The organism is Streptococcus danieliae (assembly GCF_013415245.1).
GTDB classification, from domain to species: Bacteria; Bacillota; Bacilli; order Lactobacillales; family Streptococcaceae; genus Streptococcus; species Streptococcus danieliae_A.
This window is the reverse complement of sequence record NZ_JACBXX010000038.1, coordinates 1-9080: the sequence shown is the minus strand read 5'-3', so window position 1 is coordinate 9080 and position 9080 is coordinate 1. Positions and strand designations below refer to the sequence as shown.

At 44.6% G+C, this 9080-nt stretch carries 8 protein-coding genes; 4 read left to right on the top strand and 4 right to left on the bottom strand.

Annotated features, from left to right (window positions below; all coding sequences use genetic code 11):
* Positions 1–368 (bottom strand): reverse transcriptase domain-containing protein (locus HZY94_RS00755; RefSeq protein ID WP_257151889.1); only part of this gene is annotated, 368 nt, incomplete at its 3' end.
* Positions 369–1356: 988 nt separating this feature from the next.
* Here HZY94_RS00755 and HZY94_RS00750 point away from each other — a divergent pair.
* A protein-coding gene (locus HZY94_RS00750; protein ID WP_179924563.1) for an IS5 family transposase occupies positions 1357–2156 on the top strand; the annotation gives its coding sequence in 2 pieces (ribosomal slippage) (positions 1357–1722 and positions 1725–2156; 798 coding nt in all).
* 472 nt (positions 2157–2628) lie between these two features.
* Here HZY94_RS00750 and HZY94_RS00745 read toward each other — a convergent pair.
* A complete protein-coding gene (locus tag HZY94_RS00745) occupies positions 2629–2793 on the bottom strand; it encodes a hypothetical protein (RefSeq protein ID WP_179924552.1) in 165 nt (54 codons plus the stop codon).
* Positions 2794–3107: 314 nt separating this feature from the next.
* Here HZY94_RS00745 and HZY94_RS00740 point away from each other — a divergent pair, with 314 nt between their 5' ends.
* Genes HZY94_RS00740 through ftsY form a run of 3 tightly spaced genes read left to right on the top strand, consistent with a single transcriptional unit; the run spans position 3108 to position 6011 of the window.
* Complete coding sequence (locus HZY94_RS00740) at positions 3108–3902, top strand: HAD family hydrolase (RefSeq protein ID WP_179924561.1); 795 nt, start codon at positions 3108–3110, stop codon at positions 3900–3902.
* Positions 3899–4732 (top strand): Cof-type HAD-IIB family hydrolase, encoded by an 834-nt coding sequence (locus HZY94_RS00735; protein ID WP_179924559.1) that lies wholly within the window; start codon positions 3899–3901, stop codon positions 4730–4732. Before HZY94_RS00740 ends, HZY94_RS00735 begins: the two co-directional genes overlap by 4 nt.
* Positions 4719–6011 carry a signal recognition particle-docking protein FtsY gene (gene ftsY / locus HZY94_RS00730; RefSeq protein WP_179924557.1) on the top strand — a complete coding sequence of 431 codons (1293 nt, stop codon included), beginning with the start codon at positions 4719–4721 and terminating at the stop codon, positions 6009–6011. The genes HZY94_RS00735 and ftsY overlap by 14 nt, the downstream gene beginning before the upstream one ends.
* A gap of 416 nt (positions 6012–6427) precedes the next feature.
* Here the strand turns inward: ftsY and zwf are convergent, their stop codons facing one another.
* Positions 6428–7852 (bottom strand): glucose-6-phosphate dehydrogenase, encoded by a 1425-nt coding sequence (gene zwf, locus HZY94_RS00725; RefSeq protein ID WP_179924555.1) that lies wholly within the window; start codon positions 7850–7852, stop codon positions 6428–6430.
* A gap of 414 nt (positions 7853–8266) precedes the next feature.
* Positions 8267–8539: a hypothetical protein gene (locus HZY94_RS00720; protein WP_179924554.1), complete on the bottom strand. Its 273-nt coding sequence runs from the start codon at positions 8537–8539 to the stop codon at positions 8267–8269.
* Between the last annotated feature and the right edge of the window lie 541 nt (positions 8540–9080).

Here is a 9080-nt window from a genome sequence, read left to right as displayed (position 1 = left end):
TGAATAATAGCTGTCTCACAAGAGCGATTGGGACGAAAGCCATAACTATACTCTGAGAAGTGTCTTTCACAGATTGGACTGATGGTTTGAACAATCGCTTGTTGTACCATTCTGTCCATGACTGTAGGGATTCCAAGATTTCGGACGCCACCATTTGGCTTAGGAATTTCAACTCGTAAAACTGGTTGAGGTTTGTACTTCCTCTGCTTTATAAGTTCCTTGGTTTCTCGCCAATGTTGCCGTAGGAAATTATCCATTTCCTCAATGGTAACTCCGTCGATACCAGCAGAACCCTTGTTTCTTTTTACCTGATGATAGGCTTCAAGCATATTGTTCCGAGATAATATCTTATCTAGCAATTCTGACATGTGCGTATTCCTTTCTTGTTTCGGTGTCTGAGGGACATCTTAGATTCGTGAACCTTCTCCTAGTCAATACGTGACCGTCTCCAGTTCTATCAGACCGTTCTTTTACAGACACAAGTGAAGTAGGATTACTTCGGTTAATTGTTCGCCCCTTCGCTCCATTTCCATTACAGAAACTTCATCACTACTATGGGTTCGGCTGACTTCTCATGATTCGTTGTTACTACGTCTACGACGCTCATGAGACCTCACGGGATAAGTCGTATATCTTTCCTCGTTTACTCTCGTGATCTACGCATATAGGTTACGACTACCTTTTGGGACTTTAGAGTTTTCAGCCTCCTCATCCACTACATACGCCTTCATATCACATTTCTGTTCGTAGAGCCACGATTTCGCTATCCCTTCCTCTCCCCGCTACCTCACGATAGTCAGGCTTGGGAGTCGCTATTGGGTTCACCGGTAGCAGGTGCCCACAGAGGACTTGCACCTCAGATATACGACATGCCCGTCGTACTGAAAAGATTCCAAGCCACCGAGCTTGGAATCGGGGGGATTCGGGAAACTTCGGTTCCCGAATAAGGCATGGAACTCGTCAGAGGTCGCTGCCGTCCCCCACCACAGGGAATGCATCCCATATGAATTGAAAGGAAGCCATTTTTAGGCTATATTGTACTCACTATTTATAGATTGTAAAATTCTACCCACTACAGTTGACAAAGAGCCTAAAAAACTTCCAGAATCCCTGATAGATCAAGGTTTCTAGAAGTTTTTGATTTTCACCCATTGGGTGAGACAAAGAAACCAGGCGGAATCCTTAGATTATCAACGATTTCACCTGATTTTTATAGTGGGGATGAATGATTAGGGATTTAATTAGTCTGGGTATTTTTAACAAACTTATCTGTTCACGGGAATAAGTACTTCTGTTTTTGTGTCCCGTTTTTTTTAGTAGACTTCCTGCAAAACTATAATATGATAAACTAAAGCTATGAATTATGAATCCAGTAAAAAACTTTCCGATGTACGCTTTAAACGCCTAGTTGGTGTTGAGAGAACAACTTTTGAAAAAATGTTAGAAATCTTGACAGTTGCTTATCAGGCAAAACACTCTAAAGGTGGCCGTAAACCCAAAATGAGTTTAGAAGACATCTTGATGGCTACTCTTCAATATCTACGTGAATATCGCACTTATGAACAAATTGCGGCTGATTTTGGTGTACATGAAAGTAACCTTATTCGTCGTAGCCATTGGGTTGAAGAAACTTTAGTTCAAAGTGGTTTCGCTATTGGAAAAAGAGAAATCAAAGATACGGATACACTCATCATTGATGCAACAGAAGTGAAAATTCAACGCCCCCAAAAAAACAAAAGTTAAACTATTCTGGGAAAAAGAAAATTCATGCAAGCAAGGCGCAAATAATCGTAACTGGACAAGGACGAATTCTTTTTCTCGATGTTCAGCTGAATTACTGCCACGACATGAAACTTTTTAGAACTAGTAGACGAAATTTATCTAAGGCTCAGGAAATATTGGCAGATAGCGGGTATCAAGGACTTACGAAGCTCTATCCTCAAGCAAAAACTCCTGTAAAATCTAGTAAATTACATCCCTTAACAAAAGAGGAAAAATCTTATAATCGAGCTCTATCTTCAAGACGTATTAAGGTTGAGAATGTTTTTGCAAAATTTAAAGTGTTTAAAATATTTTCAACCACTTATTGGAATCGTAAAAAACGCTTTGGTTTACGAATGAATTTGATTGCTGGTATTATCAATTTTGAAGGATAGTTAACGTTTCGCAGGAAGTCTAGTAAAAGAAAGGTTCCTATTTATTAGCTCAAAGGCTGCTGTTAAGTACACAGTTTGGGAGTGGGACAGAACTAAATTTGAAAAAATTTAGTTAATTCGCTTTCTTAATTTTGGGCTCATGCTAAAAAGATCCACTGGATCTTTTTACTCCCACCCCCGCAAGGCTGATTAGGTCCTCTTCCGAGCTTGAAAAGCGAACGAAGAGGCCAATCAGCTACTGCGTCAAAGGCATTTTATTAACCAAAGTCAATGAGGCTAGACTTTTGTCCCAGCCTCTTTTCTAAGACTTTGGTCATAATCAAGGGCGTGTCGATCGGACAGGTCCTTTTTTGGTGTTTCTGTGTTAAAATCCCGAGTTTATCAGTTTAAAAAAGACAAAGGATAGCTAACCCCTTGTGTACCAAGGAGTTTGGCCATCCTTTTTGATTATTTTCTTGTAGTGTATGAATACTTATTTCAAACGCTCAAGGATGCCAGGCTCTCGAACTTCTAATTCATCTAGGAGTCCATATTTTTTAATAATCCTTTGTTTGGTTTTTCCATCTTTGCGATAACTTTCGGCAAGATACACATGAGTTCTGCCTTCTTTATTTGTTGTTGTTCGGATAAAAGCCATAGTTCATTGTAACATACAACGCCATACAACACAAGAATAAAGGGCTGGAAATTTCAAAAAAATCCAGTTCTATCAAGCGATTGAGTTAGGTTGATTATAACATAAAGTGATAAACTCGGGAGGCCAATCAGCTACTGCGTCAAAGGCATTTTATTAACCAAAGTCAATGAGGCTAGACTTTTGTCCCAGCCTCTTTTCTAAGACTTTGGTCATAATCAAGGGTCTGTCGATCGGACAGGTCCTTTTTTGGTGCTTCTGTGTTAAAATAAAAGGAGATGTTTTGGAAATTTTTGAAAAGGACTGGGGTAGCTTGTATGTTTCGATTAATGGCGACAGACTTGGATGGGACATTTTTAGATGGGAACCATCAGTTTGATCAGGAGCGGTTTGCCAGCCTCTTGGATCGTTTGGATGAGCAGGGGATTGTGTTTGCGGCGGCATCTGGTCGTGGGATTGCGTCAATGCGGGAGTTGTTTGCGGATTTCCAGGATCGGATGTATTTGATTGGTGAGAATGGTTCGATTATTGAGGAGCGGGGTCAGGTGATTTGGTCTCGGACCATGGATGCGGAGACGGTGGAGCAGCTGTTTGCGGATTTGGTGGCAAGTCCTTATGTGGATAAGAATCAGTTGATTTTTTCGGCGGAGCATGAGGTTTATGCCTTGGAGACGGTGGATGCGGACTATTTGGAGTTGGCGCGGGAGTATCATCCGCAGATTCAGTTGATCGGAGATTTGCAGGAGATGCAGGAGCCGATTTTCAAGGTTACCTTGAATTTGCGGGAAGCGGAGGTGCAGGAAGGGGTGGCTTGGCTGGTTCAGCATTTGCCGGGTTATTCGGTTATGACGACGGGTTACCAGACCTTGGATATTGTTCCTACAGGGATTGATAAGGGGGCGGCGCTGGGGCGTCTGTTGTTGATGAAGGACTGGCATCCGGATGATTTGGTGGCTTTTGGAGATCAGCTTAATGATCGGCAGATGCTGGAGTTGGCTGGTTTGGCTATTTGTCCAGAGAATGCCAAGGATGAGATTAAGGCCATTGCCGATCGTGTGATTGGCCCTGCTAGTCAGGGGTCTGTGCTCAAGTATATGGAGGAGCTTGTTTGATGGATATTCGTTTAATCGCCCTGGATTTAGATGGGACCTTATTGACCAGTGAGAAGAAAATCAGTCCGCGGACTAAGGCTGCCTTGGCGGCGGCTCGTAAGCAGGGGGTCAAGGTGGTTTTGACTACAGGGCGGCCTCTGAAAGCCATGGATTTTCTGTTGAAGGAGTTGGACTTGGATGGTCAGGCGGAGGAGTATGCGATTACCTTTAATGGTGGTCTGATCCAGCGCAACACGGGTGAAATTTTGGCCGAGGCACGGTTTAGCTACCAAGAAGTTGCGGAGCTCTACCAGCTTAGTCGCGAGCTTAATCTACCTTTGGATGTGATTCAGGAGGGGACCGTCTTTAATCTTGAGGGGCCGATTGTCTCACGTTACCAGTCTTTCAATCCAAGTTTGGATTTCCAGCTGATTTCCTTTGCCGATTTGGAGGAGCAGTCCTTTTATAATAAGTGTATCTCGGCTCACGACGCAGCTGCTTTAGATGGGGCAATCCAGCAAATCCCAGCCCCATTTTTTGAAAAATATGGAATCTTTAAGTCCCGCGACCAATTGCTGGAGTGGCTGCCAAAAGAGGCGGATAAGGCAAGAGGGTTGGAGAAATTAACAGCTCTGCTGGGCTTGAGTAAGGACCAGGTGATGGCTTTTGGAGACGAGGCCAACGACTTGTCGATGGTTCAATGGGCTGGCTATGGGGTTTCCATGGGCAATGCCGTTCCAGCCTTGAAGGACGTGGCCTGGAAGGTCTTGGAGTGGACCAATGATCAGGACGGTGTTGCCCGAGCAGTGGAGGAATATGTATTGAAGGAGAAACAAGATGGGGCTATTTGATCGCCTATTTGGAATTGAGAAAGCAGAAGATCCGCAAGAAGAGCCAGTAGTCGAAGTAACCGAGGAAGTTGAGGCGCCAGCCGAAGCGTCTGAGCCGGAGCAACTGAAGGAAGTGGAACCGGTAATCGAAGTAACCGAGGGAATCGAGACTCCAATTGAAGCATCTGAGCCTGAACAGTCGGAGGAAGTGGAAGCTGCTGAGATTGCGGTTGAAAAGGTAACGGCTGAAACCCTACCGGACTACTATGTACAAATGCGGGCCCAACTGGATGCAGCTAGCCGCAAGGTTGAGGAAGAGCAGTTCCAGGATGCCTTGGAAGAAGTTCGTAAACGCCGGGAAACTGAAGCTGAGAAATACAATCGGAGTTTGCAGAAAACCCGTTCAGGTTTCTTGGAAAGCCTCAACGCCTTTTTCGCCAATTTCCGTACAGTGGACGAGGAATTTTTCGAGGAGTTGGAAGAACTCCTCATCACCAGTGACGTCGGTGTGCAGGTTGCGACCCAGCTAACCGAGGACCTACGTCAAGAAGCTCGCTTGGAGAATGCTAAAAAACCGGAAGACTTACGCCGGGTTATTATTGAAAAATTAGTGGACATTTACGACAAGGATGGTCACTATGAAGAGGGAATTAACTTCCAAGAAGGTCTGACAGTTATGCTTTTTGTCGGGGTTAACGGCGTTGGTAAAACAACCTCTATCGGAAAACTAGCCTATCGTTACAAAGAAGAAGGCCGCAAGGTCATGTTGGTCGCAGCCGATACCTTCCGGGCAGGAGCTGTGGCCCAGCTAGTTGAATGGGGCAAACGCGTGGGTGTGCCCGTTGTCACTGGACCTGAAAAAAGCGATCCAGCCAGCGTTGTCTATGATGGCCTAGAACGGGCCCAAGCCGAAGGTGTTGATGTCCTCTTGGTTGACACAGCCGGCCGCTTGCAGAACAAGGACAACCTCATGGCTGAGCTGGAGAAAATGGGTCGGATCATCAAGCGCGTAATCCCCGAGGCCCCTCATGAAACCCTCTTGGCCTTGGATGCCTCCACCGGTCAAAACGCCTTAGTACAGGCTAAGGAATTTTCAAAAATCACACCGGTTACCGGGATTGTCTTGACCAAGATTGACGGCACAGCTCGAGGAGGAGTTGTGCTGGCCATTCGCCAGGAATTGGATATTCCGGTGAAACTGATCGGCTTTGGTGAAAAACTCGACGACATCGGTGATTTTAATTCGGAGCAATTTATGCGCTCCTTATTGGATGGCGTGTTTGTGACCGAGATGGAGTAAGAGTCGTTAGATAGGAATTGGAATTGGGACGGAACTAAATTTGAAAAAATTTAGTTAATTCGCTTTCTTAATTTTGGGCTCATGCTAAAAAGATCCACTGGATCTTTTTACTCCCACCCCCGCAAGGTTGATTAGGTCGGGTTCGGAGTCCTCTCGGCGAGTCAGGAATTGACTCGCTGAGCCTATGATATGGACGAACATGAAATGTTCGCTATCAAGCGAACGATTGGAGTTTGCTTCGCAAAAAAGATTTGGTACTCTCTAACAGCATACAATGCTGTTAGGCTCAATCAACTACTGCGTCAAAGGCATTTTGTTAATCATAAAGAGAGAGGCTAGACTTTTGTCCCAGCCTCTTTTTTTATGTCGATAAAAAAGACAAACCTCAATTTGAAGTTTGTCTTGAAATCTATATCCTACCAAATCCATTTGGCGTCAAACTGAGCCAGGAGTTGGTCAGCGGCTTCGGGGCCGTGGGAGCCGGCTGGGTAGAAGTGGAGGGGGCTTTGGTCTTCTTGCCAGCTGTGCTCGATTTTGTCAATCAGCTTCCAGCTTGCTTTAACTTCGTGCCAGTGGCTGAAGTTAGAGGAGTTGCTTTGGAGGGCTTCAAAAATCAGTTTTTCATAGCCTTCCGGTCCGGCAGTGCGGTCAAAGGAGCTGATGGCTTGGGGCTGGATTGTGAAGTCGTAGCCTGGTATTTTTTGGTTGAATTGGAAAGAGATGCCCTCTTCTGGTTGGATGTAGAGGGTTAAAATGTTGGGTTCTAAATCCTCAGCAAAAATGATCTCTTCTTGTTTGAAGACGATATCCACTCGTGTGGCCTTTTCAGCCAGGCGTTTGCCGGTGCGGATAAAGATAGGGATGTTGCGGAAACGGTTGCTGTCTAGGAAGAAGACACCGGCAAAGTAGGTTTCCGTCATTGAGTCTGGATTCACCTTTGGCTCCTCGCGATAGCCTGGTAGGTCCTGATTGGCGGTGTATTGGCCGCGGACAAAATGGTTGGCTAGCTCTTTTGGTCCTGGCTTCTTCAAGGATTGGAAGACCTTGACTTTTTCAGCCCGGATATCATGCTTGCTGAAGGAGTGGGGCTTATCCATGGTTAATAGGGATAGAATCTGTAGGGCATGGTTTTGCACCATATCCCGCAAGGCACCGGATTGGTCATAATAATCCCCGCGTTCTTCAACGCCTAGTTGTTCAGCGAGGGTAATTTGGATGTTATGGATGGAGTGGCGATCCCAGATGCGATCGATGATGGGGTTGGCAAAGCGGATGGCGTAAATATTTTCAACCATCTCCTTGCCTAAATAATGGTCGATGCGGAAAATCTGGTCTTCGCGGAAGGAATCCATCAGCTCCTCATTGAGCTGGCAGGCGGACTCCAGGTCGGAGCCAAAAGGCTTCTCGATAATCAAGTGCTCAAAGCCAAGGCCATCGATGATGTTTTCAGACTTGAGGTGCTTGGCGATAGTCCCAAAGAAACGAGGGGACATGGAGAGGAAAAAGAGCTTGTTGTTGTCTGCCCGATAGCGATCATTGAGCTGGCTCTGGAGCTCCCGGATATTTCGATAATCCAAGGTGCTGGTGACATCGTGGCTTTGGTAGTAAAAACGAGCCGCAAAGTCCTGAGCTTGACTTGGATCAGTCACTAAATCCTGAATGGATTCAAGAACAACCGCTTCGTATTCCTCCTTGGACCAAGGACGACGAGAGGCGCCGATAACCGCAAAATTATCTGCTAGCTTTCCGGTTTTGAACAGACGAAATAGGGCAGGATAGAGCTTACGTTTGGCTAAATCTCCACTGGCACCAAAAATGGTAATAATGGCTTTGGCAGGCATAGGGAACCTCTTTCTATGTTCTGTGTTTTTGAAAATTATACCATATTCAGCAAGTAGAGAGAGAAATGGAGTTCTATCAAAGCTCTATCCAAGGATAGATGACGGAAAAGTCACTATTGAAAACGTCTGCCGTAGGTGATGTTAAGGAGCCATTGGGAGTGGGACAGAACTAATTTTGAAAAAATTTAGTTAATTCGCTTTCTTAATTTTGGGCTCATGCTAAAAAGATCCACTGGATCTTTTTACTCCCACCCCCGCAAGGCTGATTAGGTTTTCTTCTAAGCTTGAAAAGCGAATGAAGAAACCAATCAGCTACTGCGTCAAAGTTGTTTCACCAATCAAAGTAAAAGATCCAGTACTTTTGCTAGAGTATATAGGCGGTTTGGGTTGGATGGCAATCAGGGGCTCCAAGATCTAGGCGACATATTTTTTAGCCTCTATTTTTCTTTGATCTGAGCTATCGTCAAATTTTGAGTCGCTGCCTAAGATTCTAAAGTGTGAAAACTTACCTTGTCCAGTAAAATAATAGAGCTCATCATTTTTATAAACAACATATTGTTCAGGTGATCCATTTAAATATATTTTGGGATTTTCCTTATAAATTGTTGAATGTCCATCAAAGTCATAGTGAATTGAGTCATCTTCTAACCGAGGGATATAGTCGAGGTTATCCACAACCATGGCCATAACAGGATCATAATTGGGGTTGTGGTCTAGATTTTGCGCATAGTAAACAGAATAGTGAATGAGGTTTGCTCGGAGGTCATAGTAGGTTTTGATGAGGAAGATACAGATGCTGAGGAGGCCTAGGATTAGGATGAATTTTTTTATGATGTTTTCTCCTTGACAAGTGAACTTTGGTTTTCAATGAGGGCTAGATTGGACTGCTAGTCCTTATTGAAACCTCCTTCCATAGGTGATGTTGAAAAGCCATTGGAGGTTTTCCCCTTTAGGAGGCTCGGGTTGGATGGCAATCAGGGGCTCTAAGATCTCGGCGACATATTTTTTAGCCTCTATTTTTCTTTGATCTGAGTTATCGGTAAGCTTTGGATCACTAGACAACACTCTGAAGTGAGAAAATTTCCCTTGCTCGGTAAAGTAGAGTTTGGGACAAAAGTCTCTCTGACTAAAGCAAAAAAGCAACGGTTTAAGAGCCGTTGCTTTTTTGCTTTATGGAGATAGTCTTGATACAATATAATTACGACAAAATACTGAGAAAGGCTATCCC